Consider the following 23368-nt stretch of genomic DNA (forward strand, 5'->3'; position numbering starts at 1 on the left):
GGAAGAGATACGATGAATCGCAGAGATTTTGTCAAAAGCCTGATGGCCGGCAGCGCACTGCTTGGTCTGGGCAACATGAAACTGGCCTGGGCGGCCGGGGGAGGCGATCACTACTTCGTCACCCTGGTGGCCGGCGGCGGCTGGGACACCACCTCCTTGTGTGATCCCAAGGGAGACATCCTGTTCAGCGAAAGCCGCGGGGTGATCAACAAGTACCCGGTCTCGGCCATCCGCCAGGCGGGTAAGCTGCGCTACGCCCCCATGGTGGATCCCGATTACACCGGGACGGACCATGTGGATGCGTTTTTCCAGCGTCACTATGCGGATCTGCGGATCTACAACGGCGTCAATGGCGGCACCAATGCCCACCCGGTGGGACAGCGCCTCAACCGCTCCGGCAGCAGCAGTAAGGCGCAGCCGGATACCGCGGCATTGCTGGCGGCGGTGCACAAAGACACCAAGCCTCTGGCCTACTACCTGGCGTCGGGTTCCACCACGACGGGTGGGGTCGTGGCGGCGTCGCGTCTGAACGATGTCTCCACCCTGGAGAAATTGTCGACGCCGAACCGCTACCTGCCTCAAAGCGTGGTCGAGGAGATGCTGCACCAGCACGAGGCGACCAGCGGCGAGGTGGAGGCCGGGCTGAACACCCTGGCGGATCGCCGCGCCATGCGCGATTACCTGGAAGCCCATGGCAACGCCGATCGCCTCGACCCTCTGTTGGCCGCCTTGCCGCCGACCCTCTCCAATGGTCACAAGGGCCAGGCGGAGATCGCCGCGGCGGCCTTCGTCTCGGGCAGCTCCAACTGCGCCCTGCTGACTCAGAGCGGGTTTGATACCCACGGCAACAACGACAGTCGTCAGGCCCGCAACCTCAACAGCCTGTTTGAGGCGGTGACTCACCTGATCGATGAGCTGGAGCGCCATGGGATCGCCGATCGCACCACCATCCTGATCTGCTCTGACTTTGGGCGCACGCCTTACTACAACGTTCAGGACGGTAAGGATCACTGGACGGTGACCAGCATGATGTTGTGGAGCCGTCGATTCCCGGGCAACCGGGTGATCGGCGCCACCGACAACCAGCTCAATGCGTTAAAAGTGGATCCGATCACTCTGGAGCCGGATCCCAATGGCATCGAGCTGGTTCCGGGCCACCTGCATATGGCGCTGCGGGATCGCATGGGCCTGCTGGGAACGGATCTGGACACCCAGTTCCCGCTCAGCGGCGTGGAACTGCTGGATCTGCTCTCCTGAGTCTGAGTCCATAACACGGGCCTGTGAGTCGACAGGCCCAAAGCCAATGAAAAAGCCCGCTTTGCCAAGCGGGCTTTTGTTGTTATCAGCTTCTCCCCCTGCCTAGTCATAATCTTACGAAACCTGTAGTTAAACGGCTTCTTTCGGCTGGTATATCTCTTATCTGCAGTGAGAAGGAGTCGTGAGACGTTGATTGTGATTCAGTGACGACACAGGGCAGTGCCTTAGGAGGAACTGCGTCAGCCCCGCTGGCGTGAGGTTATTTTCAAGGAGTGATCTATGCCGAGTCGAACTTTGGGGTCTGGCCGTGCTTTTTCGTCCATGGCGCCGATCTCGATGCTCGGATGCACGGGGGTGGCCCATGCATCCTGGCAGGAGCTCGAACACATCGGCCAGCAGTGCTCCGGAGCGAGAAAAAATGCCCTGATAAATTGAAGCGTCACCGTGACGGGCAGAGAGATGGAACATCACCACTGTACCATTCGGCCTCTCTCTGAACGCACTCCAAATTAGGGTAGGGAGCCGGGCGTTTTTGGTCGCCAATTTATTTTGGAGCCCGACTTAATGGCGACCGACAGTGAACAACGGTCTGAGAGTTAGGCCGCCATCATGGATGTTAATCAGAGGAAAAAGGAATGACCTTTCAAACTCGAGAGCATGCAGCAAAGTTTTTGTACCGGGCAACTTATGGCCCAAAAGAGAACGAGGTTGATCTGCTCTATGGGCAGGGCATAGATGCCTGGTGGCAGGCTCAGCTCAATGCGCCTATCAGCAATTATTACTCAGTATCCGATGCCTGGGGGCAGAAAGAGGGGTTGCCTTATCAGGACTCCGAGACCTTCTATGGCACCTTCTGGCACCATGCCTGCTACGGAGAGGATCAGTTGCGTCAGCGCATGACTCTGGCGCTGAGTCAGATCTTTGTTGTCTCCTATTATGGTGGCCTCTGGTTTGATCAATTGAGCAATTATCTGGATCTGCTGCAGCAGCACGCCCTTGGAAATTTCAAGACACTGCTCAAGGCGGTGACCCTAAGTCCCGCCATGGGGCATTATCTTTCCTTGAATAACAGCAAAAAGTTTAATGCACAGAGCAATACCTATCCCGATGAGAACTATGCAAGGGAGTGGATGCAACTCTTTACTATCGGTTTGTACGAGCTGAAAGATAACGGCTCGGCAAAGACCGATGATCAGGGAGAGTGGATCCCGACCTATGACCAGGAGGATGTCGAACAGATGGCCCGGGTGCTTTCCGGCTGGCGGATCCCGAGTCGGCTTGAGCCCATGGTGGCCAATGAAATGCACCACGACACCGGCGAGAAGCGGGTGATGGGCGAGGTGTTCCCCGCTGGACAAAGCGCGATGGAGGATCTGGATCAGGCGGTGGATCTTCTGTTTGGCCATCCCAATACCCCGGCCTTTATCGCCCAGCTGCTGATCCAGCGTCTGGTGACCAGTAATCCACGCCGGGCCTATATAAAACGGGTCGCCGATGTTTTCCGTGACAATGGTCAGGGGGTGCGGGGCGATCTGGCGGCAGTGGCCAGGGCAATCTTGCTGGATGAGGATGCGCTCAACGGTGTCGCCCGCCAGGACAATGGGCGCTATGGCAAGTCTCTGCAGAATTTTGGCAAGGTGAAGGAGCCGGTGGTGGCCATGGCGAACCTGTTTCGCGCCCTGGGCTGCTATCCCCAGGATCCTGCACGCTGGTGGGACTTTGTCGGCAGTTCGACATTGGGCCAGGCGATGCTGAAATCGCCCAGCGTCTTCAACTTCTATGAAGCGGATCATGCCCCCAATACTCGGTTTGCAGAGCGAGGGCTGGTTGCGCCCGAGTTCAAGATCCTTTCCAACCGGGTGATGGCCACCCTCAATAACCGGTTCTGGAACTTTATCTGGTCAGATAATGTGATGCAGAACGGTATAAACCCAAAGAGCTATCGCTGGAACGCCTTTCCCTTCTACGACCTGGCGCAAGATAAAAGTGGCCTGATCGCCCTGATCGATCAGCGTTTGTTTAGCGGCATGATGTCGGAGTCCCTGAGAGTGCGGCTTGGTGAGGTCTACGATCGGGCGCCGCAGCAGCATCCCAGCGTGATCGTCCACCAACTGCTGTTTATCGCCCAATCTTCCCCCGACTTTCGATGCGAGGCCTGACCATGAAGATCACCCGTAGAACCTTTCTCCAGGGCTCGGCCGCTGGCGCCGCGGTGCTGGGCAGCTCTTTAGCTTCTCCTTTGGCCCGTGCCTCTGCCCATGATACCTCCGGCTACAAGGCCCTGGTGTGCATCAACCTGCTTGGCGGTAACGATGCCTACAATATGCTGGTGCCCTGTCCCTTCGCCGACGAGGGGCAAACCCAGCCTCAGCAGGAATATCACCTGTATCAGCAGGTGCGGCCGCAGTTGGCACTGGCCCCAGAGCAGATCCTGGATACTGGTACCTTCAGTGATAACGGCGTACGGATCGGCCTGAACAGTGCCATGAGCTCACTGCAGCCGCTCTTTGGCTCCGGTGATGCGGTTGCGCTGATCAACACAGGCACTCTGTGCAAGCCGACGGTACGCAGCGATATCGGCACGGCCAATGAAGAGCTGCCGAAGTTTTTGATGGCACACAACCAGCAGGGGGAGATGTGGGAGAGTGGCAGTAAGGAGCTGAAGGACCCCTTGGGTTGGGGTGGCAGGTTGCTCGATATGCTCAATCCCACGGCATCGCGGCTCAGTCCCAATATTAGCTTGGCGGGGAACCGCAAATTGATGCGTCGTCATGCCGCTGAGCAGATGGAGATCACCACTGAGGGGGCTACCCATTATTACAATCCCGGCTGGGCGGCATGGATGAACGGCATGGATGGCCTCTATCTCTGGCATGCCACCCAGGAGTATCAGGATAACCTCTACAAAGATCTCTATAAGACCACCCTGTTTAACGCCTATCAGGACAACGAGGAGTTGGTGGGGGTGCTGGAGGCGCACCCGGCGACCGGCGAGTATCCTCAGGACAACAGCCTGGCAAAGCAGTTGGCCATGGTGTCACGGATGATCCAGGCTCGAGGTGCGCTGGGCCACAGTCGCCAGATCTTCATGGTGAGCCTGGGGGGCTTTGATACCCATGATAACCAGATCAACAAGCATCCCGAGCTGTTGAAAACCCTCTCCGATGCAATCGTCGCTTTCCAGCAGGATATCCAAGTGTTGGGGCTGGCGGATCAGATCACCAGCTTTACCATCTCCGACTTTGGTCGGCGGCTGCCAGCCAATAACACGGGGACGGATCACGGCTGGGCCGGGCATCAACTGGTGGTTGGCGGGGCAGTGAAGGGACACAGGGCTTATGGCAAATGGCCGGATCTGACGCCGGGCAGTGAGGACGATTATGGTAACGGGCGTCTGATCCCCGGCATCGCCGCCGAGCAGGTTCACGCCTCTTTGGCACTCTGGTTTGGCTTGGCGCCAGGCAGCGAGTACCAGCTGTTTGCCAACCTTGATGCGTTCTGGCCCAACAGTACCCTAGACTTCATCTAGTCAGGGCTTGAGCGAAACCCGGGGGGGACGGAATGGCTTCCGTCCCCCCCGTGGAAACATCACTAAGATTGGCTTTTAGCCAGAGGGCGTTACTGCCGATACTTGGGCAGGCTGTTGTGCCACTCCATATAAAGTCCCACCAGTTGCTCCAGTTTTTGTGGGTTCTCCTCGGCCAGATTATTGGTCTCTTCCGGATCGTCGGGCAGGTAGTACAGCTCCGGTGGCAGGAACAGGCTGTCATCCCGTTCGGCGTCGGTGATGGGGCGACCTTTGTAATGCTCGATCCCCAGCTCCTTAAGCTTGGCTTTATAGGCGGGGACATCGATGGGCCACACCAGTTTGTAGTTATAGTGACGCATGGCCCGGTTCTTGGTTTGACGCCAGTAATGGGTGGTCCTCAGCTTGTTGGGCTTCTGTTCGCCATTGATGAAGGGCATCAGATCTTGTCCATCGTACTCGACGCCTTCTGGTAATTGACCACCGGCGGCCGCCACGAAGGTGGGCAGCAGATCTAGCGTGGAAACCATACCGCGAAAGCTAGTGCCCGGTTGGATCTTGCCTGGCCAGCTCATGGCGAAGGGGACGCGGATCCCCCCCTCGTAGTAGGTGGCCTTATTGCCCCGGAATGTGGTGCTGTATTCCTTCTTGCCGCCGTTGTCATTGGAGAACACGACTATCGTATTGTCAGCGACGCCGGCGACTTCCAGTGCATCCAGGATCTCGCCTACGGACGCATCCATGGCGGCGATCACCCCGTCATGGGCGGTGCCACCGGCGGGAATGTACTCCGCCGGTACGGTATCCGGTGCATGGACGTTATAGGGGGCGAAATAGAGGAAGAAGGGCTTGTCGTGCTCCTGCAGGATCAGCTCTCGGGCTTCCTGGGCCAGGGCGTCGGTCAGGTAGCCGCGCTGGATGACGGATTCTCCGTTGCGAACGACATCAAGATTAGGTTCTTCCCCTTCCACGATCTCAACCGGTTCACCATTCTTGACTGCGTTACTTTCGCTCTTGAACTGGTAAAAGCCTGTGTTGCTGCGATAGCCAAACCAGTGATCAAATCCGCGGGCATTGGGCTGGAAGCGATCCGCCGTACCCAGGTGCCATTTACCGATTGCATAGGTCTCGTAACCCGCTTCCTTGAGCAGGGCAGGGATCATGATCTCTTTGGTGTCGACGCCGACGTCGCTGTCGATGCTGTCATCGGTATCACCAGGCAGGATCTCATAATCAAAGCGAGCCTGATAGCGGCCTGTCATCAAGCCAGCACGGCTTGGGGCGCAGACGGCATGGGTGGCATAGCCGTCGGTAAAGCGCACGCCGTTCTCGAAAATGGAGTCGATATGGGGCGTCTGGGCCAGGGTATTGACCGAGCCCGTCGCACTGAGTCCGCCATAATGCAGATCATCGACGAAGATCAGGACAATATTGGGTTGTTGAGCGTAGGCCGAAAAACTGCTGGTGAGGGCGAGTCCTGTGGCAAGGAGTGCTGTTTTTAGCCCGAAGTGTGATTTATGTTTCATCTCTGAATTCCCTGAGATTGTGCGTTTATTTTTTTGCGCGCTCGCTGCGCAAATTTTAAGCTGCCAGATCGAGATCTGACTCGGGAGTGGATTTACCATCTCTTTACATTACGTTCGGCTCGGCATATGGGGTGTTCAAGAGGACTCGGGCCGGCTTGGCTTCTGTGAGCTGGTGGCAGTGCGAACGGCAAAAATGATGGTGGCGCAGAGGGTTTGGCTTCTATGTTGTTCGGGGGATGCACAAACCCCCTTCAAATAGCGTTTTGTGTTGCCTTAAGGAAGGGCTTGAGGGAGCGAAGGGGGCAGGGCTTGCGCTGCATTTGGACGCTGTCCGCGCGGATCAGGCCGACAAGATCCCGGATCCGGGGCGGTCATGCACACGGTGTTTGTCGGGAGCATCCTCCATGAGCATGGCCATAAGTGAAAGGCAGAGCCAGTGAAGACGCCCCCAGGGGCTAACGTTTCCAGCTGTCCCGTTGCTGTGTGAGCGCCTCGACCCCTTTGTCAGCCTGCTTGGTATTGCCCCGCAAGCGCCAGTAGGTGTGCCCACCCAGTTGAAAGGCGTGTTGAAGCAAGCCCTGATACAGCTGCCAGGGCTCCAGGGTATCTCCCTTGGCTTGAAGGATGGAAACCATATCCGCCATGAGTTGCTCAATGTCCTGTTGCTGCTGCCTGAGCATGGGCTGGTGGCTTTGCTCGGTTGTGGTGTTGGCGGTAAAGCCCAGCGCATAGGCTTCCCGAAGGCCTTGCTCCAATTGGCCCTTGACGCTGCCACTGTTGAGTGTCTGGGGGGTGATGGTCAGTTGGGCACTCTGTCGTTTGCTGAGGATCTCGGCGAGGGCGGCTTGTGCTCGGTCATTATCTTGCCGTAACTGTGTGCGGTGTTTTTTCGCCAGATAGGCAATGTAAGCCAGGATCACGCTGGCAAAGCAGAGAAAGACGATAAGGGTAGCTTGATTCATGATCTGATTGCGGGTTACCGATGATTGCAGCGAGTGTAACCGATTTTAAGCCGGCTGCGCCTGAAATGGCGCAACCGAGGCGAGTCTTGTTTAGTCGGCGTAGTTAAACAGCTCTTTGACCATCTCCAGGGTATCGTTGAGTCGGCTGGCTTCGGATGGAGCGATAAAGATGGTGTCATCGCCGGCAATGGTACCCAGGATCCCTTCGGCTTTGCCCATGGAGTCGAGCAGGCGAGCGATCAGCTGGGCGGCCCCCGGGCTGGTGCGGACGACGATCATGGTGCCGTTGTGATCCACATCCAGAACCAGGTTCCGTAACTGGGCATTGGCAGTCGGGACCCCCAGTTCGGCGGGCAGACAGTACACCATCTCCTGCTTGGCATTGCGGGTGCGAACGGCACCGAACTTGCTGAGCATCCGGGAGACTTTGGATTGATTGATGTTGGCAAAACCGGCGGCCTGCAGAGCACTGACGATCTCTCCCTGGGAGCCGAAGCGTTCCTCTTTAAGGAGCGACTTAAATACGCGGATCAATTCCTCTTGCTGGCTGCTGTTTCTCATGACACATTATGACTGTTGGATGATGATTGACCCGATATTTTGCATAATAAGTGCCTAAAAATCAAGCTTAATTCACTTGCCAAGCATAATAATTCACCTCACAAACTTCCCATTTCGTTAGAAAATTTCATCTCCCCTTCGAACCCTGTTCGCGATCGAGTTAACGTTGCGAAGCGCTTGTGCTTTGGGTATGGTGACGGCGAAATGTCCGCTGTGACCACGGTCACATGTTAAGGGAAAGTTGGAGATATATCATGAAGGTTGCTGTGCTCGGTGCTGCTGGCGGGATTGGCCAGGCTTTGGCTCTGCTGTTGAAATTGAATCTGCCTGCTGGCAGCCAGTTGTCTCTGTACGACATTGCTCCGGTGACGCCGGGGGTGGCGGCGGACATTAGCCATATTCCGACAGCAGTAGAGGCCAAGGGGTATGCCGGGGAAGACCCGACACCGGCATTGGAAGGGGCAGACCTGGTATTGATCTCCGCTGGTGTGGCCCGTAAGCCGGGGATGGACAGGGCTGATCTATTCAATGTGAATGCCGGGATCATCCGTAACCTGGTAGGTAAAGTGGCCGATGTTGCGCCCGGTGCATGCATCGGCGTGATCACCAACCCGGTGAATACCACAGTGGCCATTGCCGCCGAAGTCCTGAAGGCAGCCGGGGTCTATGACAGGAATAAACTGTTTGGGGTCACCACCCTTGATGTGATCCGGGCGGAGACCTTTATCGCCGAGGCCAAGGGGTTGAACCCTGCCGACTTGGAAGTCAAAGTCATTGGTGGCCACAGCGGCGTGACCATTTTGCCCCTGCTGTCTCAGGTGGAAGGGGTGGCGTTCAGTGAGGAAGAGATCGCCGCTTTGACCCACAGAATTCAAAATGCCGGCACCGAGGTGGTGGAAGCCAAGGCGGGGGCCGGTTCAGCGACTTTGTCCATGGCCCAGGCGGCATGCCGTTTCGGTTTGTCCGTGGTGCGCGGTCTGCAGGGGGAGCCCAATGTGGTGGAGTGCGCCTATGTGGAAGGGAGGGGGGAGCATACCCGTTTCTTTGCTCAGCCTGTGGTGTTGGGCAAGGGGGGGCTGGAGCAGATCTTACCCTATGGTAGCCTGAGCGAGTTCGAGAAGAATGCCCTTGATGGCATGCTGGAGACCCTCAGCGGCGATATCAGCAAGGGTGAAGCCTTTGTGAATGGGTAACCCGCCCTAAGACGAAAAAAGCGCCCAGAAGGGCGCTTTTTTCGTCTTAGGGCATCGACTCAGCTTTTACGCTCTACGGCGATCCGCGCCAGACTGATCAGGGCCTCTTTGTAGGGGCTGTCCGCAAGCACATCCAGGGCGGCAATGGCCTTGTCGGCTTCCTCGATGGCACGCTTCATGGTGTAGTCCAGGGAGCCGGTATTGTCGAGGGTGGCGACCACGGCATCCACCTCATCGCAGCCGCCATTCTCGATGGCGCTGCGGATCCGCTGGGCCTGCTCCTCGTCGGCATGGGCCATGGCGTGGATCAGCGGCAGAGTGGGCTTCCCTTCGGCCAGATCATCGCCCAGGTTCTTACCCAGCTCCTCCTCGTCGGCGGTATAGTCCAGGACATCATCCACCAATTGGAAGGCGGTGCCCAGGTAACGGCCGTAGTCGGACATGGCCTGGCAAATCGCTTCCTCTTTTCCGCCAATCACCGCGGGCAGGTGCGTCGCCGCCTCGAACAGGCGCGCGGTTTTACAGTAGATCACCTGCATGTAGCTTTCTTCACTGGTGTCGGCATCGTTACAGTTCATCAACTGCAGCACTTCGCCTTCGGCCAGGACATTGGTCGCGTCCGCCAGATCTTCGAGGACCTTCAGGTTTTTCAGCTCGGTCATCATCTGAAACGAGCGGGTGTAGAGGAAATCCCCCACCAGAACGCTGGCCTGGTTGCCGAACAGGGCATTGGCCGTTTCGCGGCCACGGCGCATGGTGGACTCGTCCACCACGTCATCATGCAGCAGGGTGGCCGTGTGGATGAACTCGATAATGGCAGCCAGTTTGACGTGATCGTCGCCCTGGTACGCCACCGCACGGGCGGCCAAAACGGCCAACAGTGGACGCAGGCGTTTACCGCCGCCATTGATGATATAGAATGACAGCTGGTTGATCAGGGCCACGTCAGAGTGGAGCTGGTCGAAAATCATTTGGTTGACCGACTTCATATCGTCGTCGGCCAGGGCGCGGATGGCGTTCAGGTCCATTCTTGGGTTCCGAAAAATCTGGCTCTTAGCGGTGAAAGCTTACTATGATTATGGCTTTGCGGCTTGCCATTCTACCCAAAATGCCGGACGCGACCAGCGAATTTGCCAGCCTTGTGGAGACGGTGCGATCCTTTTCGTGATCTTTTTTGCCGACGCACTTGCCTGTTTATCGTCCATGCCGTAGAATGCGCGCCCATTGTCAAACAGTTTTAGCCACACCCTGGCCCCCATGAAAAGAGCGGGTTTCAGCGTGTGAAGTAGCGGAGTTATTATGTACGCGGTATTCCAAAGTGGCGGTAAGCAGCATCGTGTTGCCGAAGGCCAAACCCTGCGTCTGGAGAAGCTGGAAGCAGAAACCGGCGCCACTGTCGAGTTCGACCAGGTTCTGCTGGTTGCAAACGGCGAAGAGATCAAAGTCGGTGCCCCTCTGGTTGAAGGTGGCAAGGTTGTAGCGGAAGTGGTTTCCCACGGTCGCGCTGATAAGGTGAAGATCGTTAAGTTCCGTCGCCGGAAGCACAGCCGCAAGCAGATGGGCCACCGTCAGTGGTTCACTGAAGTTAAGATCACTGGCATCAACGCTTAATTCGAGGAGCACTGAAAGATGGCACACAAAAAAGCTGGCGGTTCTACTCGTAACGGCCGTGATTCAGAAAGCAAACGCCTGGGTGTAAAGCGCTTCGGCGGTGAGTCCGTTCTGGCGGGTAACATCATCGTTCGTCAACGTGGTACCAAGTTCCACGCCGGTGACAACATGGGTTGTGGTAAAGACCACACTCTGTTCGCCACCAAAGACGGCAAGGTTAAGTTTGAAGTGAAAGGCAAGAACAATCGCAAATATGTGAGCATTGTTGCTGAGTAATCCGAACGAACCGGATGATAAAAGCCCCGCGAAGCGGGGCTTTTTGCGTAATGTGGATATACTTACTGCACTTTGATACAGGGGCAGGATCATGAAGTTTGTAGATGAAGTGACCATTCGCGCCGAAGCCGGCGACGGTGGCAGCGGCGTGGTCAGCTTCCGTCGGGAAAAATACATTCCCAAGGGCGGACCGGATGGCGGTGACGGCGGTGACGGCGGTGACGTATTCCTGGTGGCCGATGAGAACCTCAACACCCTGGTGGATTACCGTTTTGAGCGTTGTCACCGTGCCGTTCGGGGCGAGAACGGTCGCGGCGCCAACTGTACCGGTAAGCGCGGTGAAGACAAACTGCTGAAGGTGCCCGTAGGTACCCGGGCTGTGGATGCCGAGACCGATGAGTTAATTGGCGATCTGACCCGTCATGGTCAGAAGTTGCTGGTGGCCAAGGGCGGCTTTCACGGTCTTGGTAACGCCCGTTTCAAGAGTTCGGTCAACCGGGCACCACGCCAGAAGACCCTGGGCTCCAAGGGCGAGCACCGTGAGGTGAAGCTGGAACTGATGCTGTTGGCGGATGTGGGTCTGTTAGGCCTGCCAAACGCGGGCAAGTCCACCTTTATTCGCTCCGTCTCTGCGGCGAAGCCGAAGGTGGCGGATTATCCCTTTACTACCCTGGTGCCAAACCTGGGGGTGGTACGTACCGGTCCCTCCAGCAGCTTTGTGATCGCCGATATTCCCGGCCTGATCGAAGGTGCCTCTGACGGTGCAGGTCTGGGGATCCGCTTCCTTAAACACCTGGAGCGCTGTCGTGTGCTGCTGCACATCATCGATATGGCACCCTTTGACGGGGCCGACCCCATCGAGGGGGCGCATGCCATCCTGGATGAGCTGCAGGCATACTCTCCTAAGCTCTATGAGAAACCACGGTTGCTGGTGCTCAATAAGCTCGATCTGGTACCGGAGGAGGAGCGTGAGGCGCGGATCAACGAGATCACCGAGGCACTGCAATGGGATGGTGGTGAAGTTCACACTATCGCGGCTATCAGCAAGCAGGGCACCGAAGCGCTGGCTCATCGCATTCAGGAGCGCCTGAGTGAGCTTCCAGTGGAAGAGGAGACGGTCGTCGAGGACGATGCGGTTTCCTTCAAGTGGGAGCACCACCATGCCCAGCAGATGCAGCAAGCCGTGGTGGAAGAGGATGACTGGGATGATGACTGGGACGACGACGATTACGACGTTGAAGTAGTTTACCAGAAGTAAAAAAATGCCGTTTAGGGGACCTTTGGGTCCCCTTTTGTCGATTAAAAAACCGGTCAAAATGGATTTACAGACGCAGAATGAGATCACCCGAGTAGCGGTGAGGGCGGCTCAGCAGATGCTGGCCTGGGGAGCAGAAAGTGACTTGGTCGAGGACATAGGTCAACGGATGGGCTTGGCATTTGGTGTGGACAGCGTGGAGCTGTCCATTTCGGCCAATGCCCTGGTCATGACCACCTTGGCGCAGGGGCGCTGTGTGACCACCACCCGGCGCTTGCGCGAGCATGGCTTGAATATGTACATGGTGTGCGAGATCCAGCGGATCTGTGTGCAGGCGGAAAAGGGCTTACTGGACCTGCCCCAGGCCAGCGGGCGCCTAAAGCACCTGTCACCCTGGACCTGGAACCCTTGGGCGGTTGTGGTGATCATGGGCCCCTCCTGCGCCGCATTTGCCCACTTTTTTGGTGCGGATCTCGGCGGCTGCCTGCTCACCGCTTTGGCTTCTTCGCTGGCGATGATCGTGCGCCAGGCCCTGGCTAAGCGTCACTTTAACCTCCTGGTTAACTGGGCGACGACCGCCTTCGTCGCGACCATGGTCACTCGTCTTGGTGGGGTAGCACAGTTTAGTGATACCCCGGAGATCGCCACGGCGGCCTGTGTATTGATGCTGGTACCGGGTTTTCCGATGATTAATGCCGTCGCCGATATGGTGAAGGGGCACTATAACGTGGGGATCGCACGCTGGGGTCAGGCCACCCTGATGACGATCGCAGCGGCCATAGGGATCACCTTGGCGTTGCAGTTGACCGGATTGGGGTGGATATGATCACGGTACTGTTTCTGTTAACGAATGCCCTCGTTGCTGCGGTGCCAGCGATTGGTTTTGCCATGGTGTTTAATGTCCCTAGCCGTTATTTGTGGCGCTGTGGCCTGGCCGGGAGCATGGGGTACCTGGTGCGCGGCAGCCTGATGCATGTCGGTGTGCCCATCGAATGGGCGACCTTCGTGGCCGCAGGGGTCGTGGGGTGGTTAACCGCCGCCTGGTCTCGACGTACTTTAGCGCCGATGCAGTTGTATGGGGTAGCCGCCATTATCCCCATGATCCCGGGAAGTTATGCGTTTAACACCGTTATCGGTCTGGTCGAGATCAGCGCCGTGGGGATGACGGACGCACTGATGGAGCAGGTGTTGCTCAATGGGATCAAAACGATCTTTATCGTAGGGGCCCTGAGCGTTGGCCTCGCCATGCCGAACCTGCTCTACTACCGCAATCGATCCATTATCTAGTTTTCGTCGAGAAGGAACACACTCAGATGCGTATCTCCATGATCGCCTGTATGGCCCATGATCGGATCATTGGGCGGGATAATCAGATGCCCTGGCACCTGCCAGCGGATCTGAAGCACTTTAAGGCCACTACGCTGGGTAAACCTGTGGTGATGGGGCGAAAGACCTTTGAGTCCATAGGGCGCGCCTTGCCGGGCCGACACAATATCGTGATCAGCCGCCGTGATGATTATGCCCCGGAAGGAGTCACTGTGGTGGGAGACATTGATGCTGCGATTAGGGTCGCAGGCGAAGTCGATGAGTTGATGATTATCGGTGGCGGGCAGTTATATCAGTCTCTGTTGCTGCGGGCCGACCGCCTCTATCTGACCCTGGTTGACCTGCTCGTGGAGGGGGATACGCGTTTCCCCGATTATTTAGCATTGGGGTGGAAAGAGTTGGCTCGGATCCATCGACCTGCAGATGAAGCCAATCCTCACTCGATGGATTTTGTGACACTCGAACGTTGCCATAGCTAATTGGTGTTAATTTTTGGTAAAAAGTGCGTTACTCTGAGCGGATAACTATATGGCGGTACCATTCGCGGGCGGCAAGGAAGCCATCATCAGATTCGAGGGAAAGGCATGCGTTTATCAATTATCGGCGTCGTGGCGCTTGGGATTGGCTCTTTAGGTTATACCGGTACGAGCGAGGCTAGCATTGAGCAACTGGCCGCAAGTATCTGTGACTATGTTCAGACCGACGATAAGAACCGGCTGCGTAAAAAGCTTAAGGATCACCGTCTAAAGCTGCGCAATATCTATGAAGGGATCCAGTGTGATGGATTGAGCCTGCTGCGTCTTGCTGTGGTGAGTGGCTCCGAAGATACCGGTATCTTTATCGTTAAGAATGTGCCCAAGAGGACGTTGAGAAGGCCGGAAGGTGACGGTAAGACTGTGCTCCAGTGGGCCCAAAATGCAGGCCATGGTAACTCCAATATTGCCAGTGAGATCGCCTATCGCGCCAATGAAGAGTAGCGTGTCAGCAGAGTAAAACAGTCAGGGCGGCCTTCGGGCCGCCTTGACTGTTTTAGGGCTGGGCAAAGGGACCCTGGCACCCTTGCGTTACCTTAGATCTTAAAGCGGCGGATCTCACCTTGCAGTTCGTCGGACAATTGGGCCACCTGCTGGCTTGAGGTGGCCGTTTGAACGGCTCCTGCACTGGTCTCTTCGGCAATTCCGGCGATTTGTTCCAGGCGCTCGGAGATGCTCTGGGAGACGCGATCCTGCTCCTGCGCGGCCTGGGAGATCTGATTGCCTGCGGTGTAGACGCGTTGAACCGCTTGGGCAATAGAGGCCAGCATCTGGGTAGATTGATCGGTGCGCGTTACACTTTCTGTGGCTTGACGTTTCCCTTGTTCCATGACGGCGACGGCCTGTTGCGCACCACTTTGCAGGGCCTCGATCATCTGCTGGATCTCGGCCGTGCTGGCCTGGGTACGGGATGCCAGGGAGCGAACTTCGTCGGCGACCACGGCAAAGCCGCGGCCTTGCTCACCCGCTCGAGCAGCTTCAATGGCAGCGTTGAGAGCCAGTAGGTTGGTTTGCTCGGCGATGCCTCGGATCACATCCAGGATCCCGCCGATCGCCGCACTGTCGGCATGGAGTTGGTTGATCACTGTGCTGGCCTGCTCGACTTCCTTGGCCAACAGCTCAATGGTTTCGGTGTTTTCGACCGAGAGTTTGCGAACCCGCTGGGCCTCTTCGTCGGCCAGCTTGATCTCGCCCAGGGTGTCATTGGCGCTGGTGGCGACTTGGCTGGCGGAGGTGGAGAGCTCCGTGGTGGCACTGGCGACCTGTTCGACCTGGTTGCGCTGCTCCTGGATCCCCGACGTCGTTTGGGCGGTCACCGCGGAGGTCTCCTCGGCGGCGGTAGCAAGCTGGTTAGCGCGATCCGAAATTGCTTGGATCAGCGATTGAAGGCTGGACACCAGCTTGTTGATGTTGCCCACCAAGCGGCCAAATTCGTCATCGTGGGGATAGCTCAGTTGTTCAGTCAGATCGCCTTGGGCCAATATGGTCAGTGCCTTGTTGACCTGATTGAGTGGCCGGGTAATGGCACGGATGGTGACATAGGCGATGCCGAATGCGGCGGCGATGGAGAAGAGCATCACCAGCCAGGTGCGAGTGGCGCTGTTGCTGATCGCTTGCAGTGCTTCGTTGCCAGCTTCGTTACTGATCTTAACCACTTCTTCTTGTAGGGTTTGCAGATCCTGATTCAGCCTGGACCATTGCTCCTGAGCGGTTACCAGGGCATTGTCTGCATCCTGCTGGGCCTGGATACGCTGTTTTTGCAGGGCTAACAGGCTGGTATTCCCCAGATAGGCATTACTGATCTGGCTTAAGCTACCCAGGAGATACTCCATATCATCACTATCTATGATGCCCCGCCCATCATTGAAGGCGCTCAGATCCTCAGCGGCCTGGGTCATCGCCGCCAGCTGGTAGGAAAGTTCTCCTTCCAGGGTCTCTACAAGGTTGAAGCGATTGAGGGCGGGAAGCTCCAAGCTGCTGGTAAACAGGTTGTTAAGGTTGGTGTCGATCAGATTGGCGTGTTCGGCCAATGCTTTATTGCTGTTGGTGTATTCAAGGTCCATGATATCCAGCAGCATGACGCTGGTGTCATCGACAATCCCCTCCAGGGAGTCCAGCTCAACGTCCAGGGTATCGCGCAGCGAAAGGGCTTGTTGAACCGAGTTGCTCAATTGCTGAGTCTGCTGCCAGTAGGCTTGGTATTGGATCTGGATCTGCTCCAGACGTTGGCGGATCAAGGGGGATTGGTTCAGGAGAGTCCCTAGCTGGGCTGTGATCTGTTGCCACTGTTCGTGAGACAGTTTCTGCTCTTCGCTGTGCCGCTGCTGCTGGCTTAATTCCTGGCTATGGTAGGTGTTGATCAGGGCCAGCTGTTCGGCATCCAGTACCCGCTCTAGAGCGCTGGCATTATCTTTGGCTGGCAGAGAGAAGTTCTGAAAACTGCGTGTATGCTCCCCTACCGTGCTCATGCTTAGCAGGGACATGCCACCGATAAGCAGTAGTAAGACGGTGAACAGTGCAAAACCTGCAATGATCCTGAGTGCCACGGTGATCTTCATACCTTCTCCCTGAAAGCTGTTCTTGCAAACTGCGCCTATGTTAAACAAGAAAGTCGCAAAAAACGAGCAGCTTACGGGAACCTTTAAGTTCCTTTAAAGGGTTGGCGGAAGTAGTGTTCGTCTCTCGCTCGCCATAGGGTCAGTTGCCCCCCCCAGCAGCAGCCGGTATCCAGTGCGCGTCCATTGGGGTGATCGCAGTGTCCCTCCAGTGCCGCCCAGTGACCGAAGACCAGCCGGTGGCTCTGCAGCAAGCGATGATGGGGATAGCGGAACCAGGGGATCAGCCCCAGGGTGTGCTGTGGTCCCGTTTTGCAGGCAAAGTCCAGACGGCCATCCGGGTGGAGGAAGCGCATGCGGGTCAGGGCATTCACCGTGTAGATCTGTTGCTCAACTGGCCCGGCGCCGGAGCGGTCTTCATCGGGCTTGTCACCGTACATCTGACCGATAAAATCCAGATAGTTGTCTGCTTTCAGGGTGGCAGAGACCTGATTGGCGCGGTTCAGGGCAGTGCTGAGATCCCAATGGGGGGGGACTCCAGCATGACTCAGCAGCAGGCGCTTCTTCTTAAACTCTTTGAGTAAAGGCTGCTGACGCAGCCAGAGGATCAACTCTGGCAGGTCGGGGGCGGCCAGCACCTCGGCCATCAGATCTTTGGGTTTGGGGCGTTTTAATCCCGCGGCAACGGCCATGAGGTGGAGGTCGTGATTACCCAGTACGGTTCGGCCTGACTTTCCCAACTGTTTGAAAAGGCGCAATACCTTAAGGGAGTCCGGGCCTCGGGCGACCAGATCGCCACACCCCCAAAGCGTGTCCTGAGTGGGATCGAACTGGACGCGATCCAGCAGGTGGGCCAGTTCGTCGTAGCAGCCCTGGATATCACCAACGAAATACTTTGCCATTTGCTCTCAGTGCAAGGCGCCGGGCTGGCGCAGGGCAAAAGGCGGGATCGGCACCTTTACCTGTCCGTCAGCACAGCTGAGTGTGTAGAAGCCTTGCATGGTACCAACGGGTGTAGGGAAAAGCACTGATGAGGTGTAGCGATACTGGCCTCCTGGAGCCAGTAAGGGGGTTTCTCCCACGACGCCTTTGCCTTCCACTTCACTCTGTTGTCCGTTGCCATCGGTGATCAGCCAGTGGCGACGCTCCAGTTTCAGGGGCTGCTCACTGAGGTTGTGCAAGGTGATGGTGTAGTGGAAGAGGAACTGTTGCTGTGCCGGAGCGGATTGCTCCGGCACATACAGGGTTTCGACGAGAATGCGTAGTGGTGAGACTGGCAGCATTACGTCGCTTCCTGGTCTATGCCCGGCGACGGGCGATAAGGTTAGCCATGGCTACATACTGGGCCACGGTGATCCGCTCCGGGCGCAGGGCCGGATCGATGTCGAGCGAGGCGAACTCCTCGTCGCTGATTTGGCCTTTGAGATTATTGCGCAGGGTCTTACGACGCATGGCAAAGGCGGTGGCGACCACCCGCTCCAGGGTTTTGAGGTCGTCGGCCGGGTAGGGCTTCTCGATATGCGGAATCAGACGAACCACCGCCGAATCCACCTTGGGTGGCGGGGTGAAGCAACCTGGTGGTACCTCCAGTACCGGCATGCATTTGCAGTAGTACTGGGCCATCACGGTCAGGCGGCCGTAGTTCTTGTGACCCGGGCCGGCACACAGGCGCTGCACCACCTCTTTTTGCAGCATGAAGTGCATCGACTCGACGCTATCGACGGTTTCAAACAGGTGGAACATCAGCGGCGTGGAGATGTTGTAGGGCAGGTTGCCAAACACCTTCATGCGACGACCCTCTTCGGCCAGCTGGTTGAAATCGAACTTCAGGGCGTCGCCCTCATGGATGGTCAGCTTCTGACCCCAGCGAGGCTGATGGCGCAGGCGCTCCGCCAGGTCCCGATCGAGCTCCACCACATTGAGGTGATCGACCATATCGGCGACCGGCTCGGTCAGGGCGCCCAGACCAGGGCCGATCTCGACGAGGACGTGATCATTATCGGGACGAATGGCCGCGACGATACCGTCGATCACCGTGTGATCGTGAAGGAAGTTCTGGCCGAAGCGCTTGCGGGCTCTGTGACCCAGGTGGATGTTGTTACTCATGAATTTTGGTTGCTCGCCAGTTCGATGGCTTTATTCAGCGCGACGTGCAGGCTGCCGGGATCGGCCTGGCCGGTGCCGGCCAGATCCAAGGCGGTGCCGTGGTCGACTGAGGTACGGATAAAGGGCAGGCCGAGGGTAATATTCAACGACTTGCCAAACCCCTTGTATTTTAGCACCGGTAATCCCTGATCATGGTACATGGCCAACACCGCGTCGGCGTTGTCCAGATACTTGTCTTGAAACAGGGTGTCCGCGGGCAACGGCCCGGTGAGCAACATTCCTTCGTCTCGCAATTGCGCCAGTACCGGCTCAATTACGTCAATCTCTTCACGGCCCAGATGGCCCCCCTCTCCCGCGTGGGGGTTGAGCCCGCACACCAGGATCTTAGGATGCTCGAGGCCAAACTTCAGCCGCAGATCGGCATGCAGGATGCGGATCACTTTCTCCAGCCGTTCCGGGGTGATTGCCTTGGCTACATAGGCCAGGGGGATATGGGTGGTCACCAGGGCGACTTGCAGCCCTTCGGTGGCCAGCATCATGACGACATCCTGGCAGCCCGCCTGCTGAGCAAAATACTCGGTGTGGCCGGAGAAGGGCACGCCGGCCTGGTTGATTATCCCCTTATGGACCGGCCCTGTCACTACCGCATCGAATTCACCGCTTAGGTTGTGCTCGCTGGCAAAGCGCAGGGTCTCCACGACATAGGCACTGTTGGCTTCGTTGAGGGTGCCGGCCACTGCTGGTTCAGCCAGGGGGGTTGGAGCTATGGTCAGGGTGCCTTTGGCCTGAGGCTGTGCCGCTTGGCCGGGCTGATAGGGGCGGAGATGCAGCGGTATTTCCAGCTGCTTTGCCCTTTGCATCAGCAGATCGGGATCGGCGCAAACCACCAGTTCGACGGGCCAGTCGTGTTGGGCCAGTTCGACGGCCAGATCTGGCCCGATCCCTGCGGGCTCACCCGGGGTAATCGCGATACGGGCGACCATCAGCGGCGCCCTCGGCGATCGCGTTCGACCAGTTCAATGTAGGCACCTGCGCGCATCTCGTCCTGCCAGGCGGTGACCTGCTCACCGAATTTGCGGCGGTACAGTAACTGGTAGGCGCGATCGGTATTAAAGCTCTCGGTGGCGTCCGAGGTGCGTTTGTCCAGCAACTGCACCAGGTGCCAGCCATGGCTTGAGCGGAACGGTTGGGAGTACTCACCGATCTCAAGGCGGCCCAGGGTATCGCGAAATTCCGGTACGTACATATTGGGATCGGCCCAACCCAGCTCGCCCCCCTTCACCGCAGAGCCGGGATCGTCCGAGTGTTGCTGAGCCAGTTCGGCAAAATCGGCCTTGTCGGCTTTGACATCGGCCAGGAACTCTTCGAGCAATTGTTTGGCCATCTCTTCGCTGAGAATGGGTGATGGGGTCAACAGGATGTGACGAGCGTTCATCTCAGCCACTTCCTGTTGCTCGACCCCACGGGTATCGAATACCGTGATGATATGGAATCCGGCGCCGCTCTTGATTGGACCTATGATGTCTCCCGTGTTGGCGTCGGTCATGACCTCGGCAAACAGGGTGGGCATTTCGTTGACATTGAGGAAGCCCCAGTCGCCACCTTCCAGTGCCTTGGGGCCGGAAGAGGCAGCCAGGGCGGTTTCACGGAAGTCGGCACCGTCTTTGAGCATCTTGAGCACGCGCTCGGCACGGAGTCGCGCGGCATCTTCATCTTCTGAGCCGTCGATCAGGATGTGGCCAATATGGAACTCGGCATCTTGCAACCCCTGCTCCCGGATCAGGGCGACCAGGGTGTCAATCTCCTGGGGGGAGATCTGGATCCGGCGTTGAACCTGGATGCGTTGCACTTGACCTATGGTGATCTCATTGCGGATCTCCTCTCGGTAGGCGGCAAAGTTTCCCCCTTCCGCTTCGATCGCTTCACGCATCTGCTGAACACTCATACCCTGCTCACTGGCCATCCCTTCGAGGGACTGATCCAGTTGAATATCGCTGATCACCAAGCCCATACGTTCGGCCATCTGTAACTGCAGGCTTTCGGCGATCAAGCGATCGATCACCTGGGTGCGCAGTGCCGTCTCAGAGGGCAGCTGCTGGCCGGCCCGCAGAGCATTCTGGCGCACGTTATTGAGCCGTTCATCGATCTCGCTTTCCAAGATAATCCCGTCATTGACCAATACCGCAACCCGGTCGAGGACCTGGGGAGCAGCCAGTGCCATAAAGGGGCTAAAAAGCAGTACAATCAGTGTATTACGCAATTTCATCTATCCAATCCATCCTGGCAATGCATGGGCGCGAGTGCCCGGCAGAGTGCGTGCACTCTACCATAGTGATCAGTTCCGCAGGTAATAGGGTTTGCGGTAGTTAAATAGGCCTTCATTCAGCATGTCGCTGACCCCCAATGGGCCGGTGGAGCCAAGGCCTTTGAGGACAAATTTCAGTGAGATGCCACTGTCGAACCGCTCGCTTGGAACGGCCGGATTGACGTCGTCATTCTCGAAGTTGGTTTCCAGGTGACGGTGGAATGCCAACCGGATCGCCCAGCAGCATGACTCGTACTGCACTCCTGCATAGGACTCGACGCTACGGTTAAGGTTCATGTCGTAGTACCAGTTTCCAACGAAATAGGTATTGCGGGCAATGGGCCAGGTGGCCCTGACCCCGGCCTGGTTGATGTCGACAGGCTGTTCCGGCCGTCCCAGGCCTGGGACATAGCGATGAGACAACTGCACCAGCTTCTCATCGCTGAGGCGGTAATCCATCAGCACCTCGCTCTGGTTGGTCTGGCCCGTGTTGGTGTCAAACTGCAGGCCTCCACGCAGGAACCAGCGGTCAGAAGCTTGTAGCTGAACATCGGCGGCCAGAGCCGAATTGGAGCGATTATCCATCTCCAGCTCTTCACCGATATTGATGCGTTGGTCATTAAAGAAAAAGATCTGGCCGAGGGAGATCTGAGCGCGTTCGCGGTTGCCGTCATCGAGGAAACGGCTGGACAGGCCCAAGGTGAGCTGGTTGGCATCGGAGATACGATCCAGACCGGAGAAGCGGCGATCGCGGAACAGGCCGAAGTAATCTTCTTGCAGCAAAGCGGTGTCGTACAAGCCGATGTTGGACTGGTCTTCGTAGGGGATGTACAGGTACTGGAGCTGAGGCTCGAGGGTCTGCAGGTAGGACCGGTTCCATAACTCGAGATCCCGCTCGAAGTTGATTTGGCCGTGGATCCGGACCTGAGGCAGGGTTCGGCTGACGAAGTCGTCCAGTTCACTGGTATCTTGTTCGGCCGGCTCAATCCCCACGGGGGGAACCTGCTGGGAATAGAAGGTTTGCATCAGCTTGAGCTCTGAGGTCAGGCTACCTGCCGGGATCTGATAGGGCAGGGTTAGCGTGGGCTCCAGGTGCCAGCGTGTGGCCGTCAGGTGCCGACTATCTTTATGTTCGAAGCGGGTCAGTTCCGTGTTGAAACGAAAATCCAGCGGGCCATAGAGCTGGGGCTCGTAGAAATTGAAGCTTAGCGCCGGCATCACCTGGAAAGGGCGGCTGGTATCCCCCAGTACCTCCACATCTTGCACCTTGACGGCGGCATCCCAGTTATCGGTGAAGTAGGAGGCTTCCCCTTCACGGATGATCTGATTATCCGTTGACGAGCCCACGGAGGAGCGGAAATCGTTGAAGTAGTTGTCGTCACTGACCGTAGTGAAATTGCCGTACAGGCGCCAGTTTTCGGTCAGCTTACCGCCGTGCTGCACATGGAACATATAGCGGTCCGGCTCATCATCAAGCAGGCGATCACTGCCCATGTACTCCAGGTTGACACGGCCACTCCCCCAGGGCTGGAGGTAGCGCCCTTCCCCCTTGAGGAACAGGCCACGGTTGCTCATGTACTGGGTGGTCAGGGTCGCATCCAGGTTGGGGGCAATATTGAAGTAATAGGGGAGTGATACGTCCACTCCGTTCTTGGAGCTGGTGCTGATATCCGGGTAAAGGAAACCGGATTTGCGTTTGTCTGAGACAGGGATGGTCAGGTAGGGGACATAAAAGACCGGCACGTCAAACAGTCGGACCTTGGCCTGCCAGATCTCGCCCCATTCGTCGTCGGCGTTGATCTGGATCTTCTTGGCTTCCAGTAGCCAGTCCGGCTTGTCCTGAGGGCAGGTTGTGAAGGTCGCGCCCTTGAGGATCAAGTTATCTTCCCCCTTGATGGCCAAATGCTTGGCCTTGCCGTGCACCTGTTGGCCGCTCAGCCAATATTGCGCCTGGTGCAGATCGGCCTGATTGTCATCCATATCGGCGACGAGAGAGTCTGCATGGATCAGTACGGTGGGATCTTGATAGATCAGTCCACCGGTAGCACTGAACTGCCCGGTTTCCTGGCTGACCTGGGCCTGTTCGGTCTGGATCTGGCGAAGGCCCTGGATCAGGTTGACGTTGCCCTCGAACCGAGCGGCTTCACCGGCCACGGCGCGACTGCGGTCGGCGCGAACGCGGACCGTCGGATCGTCTTCCTGTCCCTGTAGGGGGGCCTGGGTTTGAAGCGCCTCAGGGGTTGGGGCGATGCATTGATTCAACGACTCGGTTGAGGTCGCAGTCTGCGCCCAGGTTGCCAGGGGCAAAGAGCAGATCACAATGGCAAGGGGAAAGCGCATTTTGTCCCTAAATCAGTAACTCAAGTGGTGGCTGCC

22 protein-coding genes are annotated in these 23368 nt (G+C 57.4%); 11 read left to right on the top strand and 11 right to left on the bottom strand.

Annotation, left to right across the window (positions count from 1 at the left end):
• Positions 1-12: 12 nt before the first annotated feature.
• The 3 genes from AC2D8U_RS13050 (at position 13) to AC2D8U_RS13060 (ending at position 4786) form a co-directional block, all read left to right on the top strand.
• The gene (locus tag AC2D8U_RS13050) at positions 13-1257 is read left to right on the top strand and encodes a DUF1501 domain-containing protein (protein WP_484619503.1); all 1245 of its coding nucleotides are present in this window, start codon (positions 13-15) and stop codon (positions 1255-1257) included.
• 635 nt (positions 1258-1892) lie between these two features.
• Positions 1893-3416: a DUF1800 domain-containing protein gene (locus AC2D8U_RS13055; RefSeq protein ID WP_484619504.1), complete on the top strand. Its 1524-nt coding sequence runs from the start codon at positions 1893-1895 to the stop codon at positions 3414-3416.
• A gap of 2 nt (positions 3417-3418) precedes the next feature.
• Positions 3419-4786, top strand: a complete 1368-nt coding sequence (locus AC2D8U_RS13060; protein WP_484619505.1) for a DUF1501 domain-containing protein — start codon at positions 3419-3421, stop codon at positions 4784-4786.
• A gap of 89 nt (positions 4787-4875) precedes the next feature.
• Here the strand turns inward: AC2D8U_RS13060 and AC2D8U_RS13065 are convergent, their stop codons facing one another.
• The 3 genes from AC2D8U_RS13065 to argR all read right to left on the bottom strand — a co-directional run bounded on the left by AC2D8U_RS13065 (position 4876) and on the right by argR (position 7832).
• Entirely contained in the window at positions 4876-6309 is a 1434-nt protein-coding gene (locus AC2D8U_RS13065; protein WP_484619506.1) for a sulfatase-like hydrolase/transferase, read from the bottom strand.
• A 455-nt stretch (positions 6310-6764) separates the two neighbouring features.
• Positions 6765-7271 (bottom strand): hypothetical protein, encoded by a 507-nt coding sequence (locus tag AC2D8U_RS13070; protein WP_484619507.1) that lies wholly within the window; start codon positions 7269-7271, stop codon positions 6765-6767.
• Positions 7272-7361: 90 nt separating this feature from the next.
• Positions 7362-7832, bottom strand: a complete 471-nt coding sequence (gene argR / locus AC2D8U_RS13075; RefSeq protein ID WP_484619508.1) for a transcriptional regulator ArgR — start codon at positions 7830-7832, stop codon at positions 7362-7364.
• A gap of 254 nt (positions 7833-8086) precedes the next feature.
• Between argR and mdh the strand changes: the two genes are divergently transcribed.
• Entirely contained in the window at positions 8087-9025 is a 939-nt protein-coding gene (gene mdh, locus AC2D8U_RS13080; protein WP_484619509.1) for a malate dehydrogenase, read from the top strand.
• A 59-nt stretch (positions 9026-9084) separates the two neighbouring features.
• Here the strand turns inward: mdh and ispB are convergent, their stop codons facing one another.
• Entirely contained in the window at positions 9085-10053 is a 969-nt protein-coding gene (gene ispB, locus AC2D8U_RS13085; RefSeq protein WP_484619510.1) for an octaprenyl diphosphate synthase, read from the bottom strand.
• Between the two features lie 271 nt (positions 10054-10324).
• On the opposite strand from ispB, the gene rplU reads away from it, so the two are divergent.
• From rplU to AC2D8U_RS13120, 7 genes are all read left to right on the top strand, one after another.
• Complete coding sequence (gene rplU, locus AC2D8U_RS13090) at positions 10325-10636, top strand: 50S ribosomal protein L21 (protein ID WP_345316302.1); 312 nt, start codon at positions 10325-10327, stop codon at positions 10634-10636.
• Positions 10637-10654: 18 nt separating this feature from the next.
• Positions 10655-10912, top strand: coding sequence for a 50S ribosomal protein L27 (gene rpmA / locus AC2D8U_RS13095; protein WP_484619511.1), 258 nt, complete (start codon positions 10655-10657; stop codon positions 10910-10912).
• A gap of 91 nt (positions 10913-11003) precedes the next feature.
• Positions 11004-12170 (top strand): Obg family GTPase CgtA, encoded by a 1167-nt coding sequence (cgtA, locus tag AC2D8U_RS13100; protein WP_484619512.1) that lies wholly within the window; start codon positions 11004-11006, stop codon positions 12168-12170.
• 58 nt (positions 12171-12228) lie between these two features.
• On the top strand, positions 12229-12993 hold the full coding sequence (locus tag AC2D8U_RS13105) for a threonine/serine exporter family protein (RefSeq protein WP_484619513.1): 765 nt from the start codon (positions 12229-12231) through the stop codon (positions 12991-12993).
• Entirely contained in the window at positions 12990-13454 is a 465-nt protein-coding gene (locus AC2D8U_RS13110; RefSeq protein ID WP_484619514.1) for a threonine/serine exporter family protein, read from the top strand. The genes AC2D8U_RS13105 and AC2D8U_RS13110 overlap by 4 nt, the downstream gene beginning before the upstream one ends.
• A 26-nt stretch (positions 13455-13480) precedes the next feature.
• On the top strand, positions 13481-13972 hold the full coding sequence (gene folA, locus AC2D8U_RS13115) for a type 3 dihydrofolate reductase (protein ID WP_484619515.1): 492 nt from the start codon (positions 13481-13483) through the stop codon (positions 13970-13972).
• A 105-nt stretch (positions 13973-14077) separates the two neighbouring features.
• Positions 14078-14470: a DUF3718 domain-containing protein gene (locus AC2D8U_RS13120; protein WP_484619516.1), complete on the top strand. Its 393-nt coding sequence runs from the start codon at positions 14078-14080 to the stop codon at positions 14468-14470.
• A 92-nt stretch (positions 14471-14562) separates the two neighbouring features.
• Here AC2D8U_RS13120 and AC2D8U_RS13125 read toward each other — a convergent pair whose 3' ends face one another.
• From AC2D8U_RS13125 to lptD, 7 genes are all read right to left on the bottom strand, one after another.
• Complete coding sequence (locus AC2D8U_RS13125) at positions 14563-16584, bottom strand: methyl-accepting chemotaxis protein (RefSeq protein ID WP_484619517.1); 2022 nt, start codon at positions 16582-16584, stop codon at positions 14563-14565.
• Between the two features lie 83 nt (positions 16585-16667).
• Complete coding sequence (locus AC2D8U_RS13130; protein ID WP_484619518.1) at positions 16668-17483, bottom strand: symmetrical bis(5'-nucleosyl)-tetraphosphatase; 816 nt, start codon at positions 17481-17483, stop codon at positions 16668-16670.
• Between the two features lie 6 nt (positions 17484-17489).
• Positions 17490-17864 carry a Co2+/Mg2+ efflux protein ApaG gene (gene apaG / locus AC2D8U_RS13135; protein WP_484619519.1) on the bottom strand — a complete coding sequence of 125 codons (375 nt, stop codon included), beginning with the start codon at positions 17862-17864 and terminating at the stop codon, positions 17490-17492.
• 16 nt (positions 17865-17880) lie between these two features.
• A complete protein-coding gene (gene rsmA / locus AC2D8U_RS13140; RefSeq protein ID WP_484619520.1) occupies positions 17881-18687 on the bottom strand; it encodes a 16S rRNA (adenine(1518)-N(6)/adenine(1519)-N(6))-dimethyltransferase RsmA in 807 nt (268 codons plus the stop codon).
• Positions 18684-19673, bottom strand: a complete 990-nt coding sequence (gene pdxA / locus AC2D8U_RS13145; protein ID WP_484619543.1) for a 4-hydroxythreonine-4-phosphate dehydrogenase PdxA — start codon at positions 19671-19673, stop codon at positions 18684-18686. The genes rsmA and pdxA overlap by 4 nt, the downstream gene beginning before the upstream one ends.
• Positions 19670-20953 (bottom strand): peptidylprolyl isomerase SurA, encoded by a 1284-nt coding sequence (gene surA / locus AC2D8U_RS13150; RefSeq protein ID WP_484619521.1) that lies wholly within the window; start codon positions 20951-20953, stop codon positions 19670-19672. The genes pdxA and surA overlap by 4 nt, the downstream gene beginning before the upstream one ends.
• Before the next feature lie 69 nt (positions 20954-21022).
• Positions 21023-23332 (bottom strand): LPS assembly protein LptD, encoded by a 2310-nt coding sequence (gene lptD, locus AC2D8U_RS13155; RefSeq protein ID WP_484619522.1) that lies wholly within the window; start codon positions 23330-23332, stop codon positions 21023-21025.
• Positions 23333-23368 lie beyond the last annotated feature (36 nt).

The sequence above is a fragment of the Ferrimonas sp. YIN67 genome, assembly GCF_057219095.1.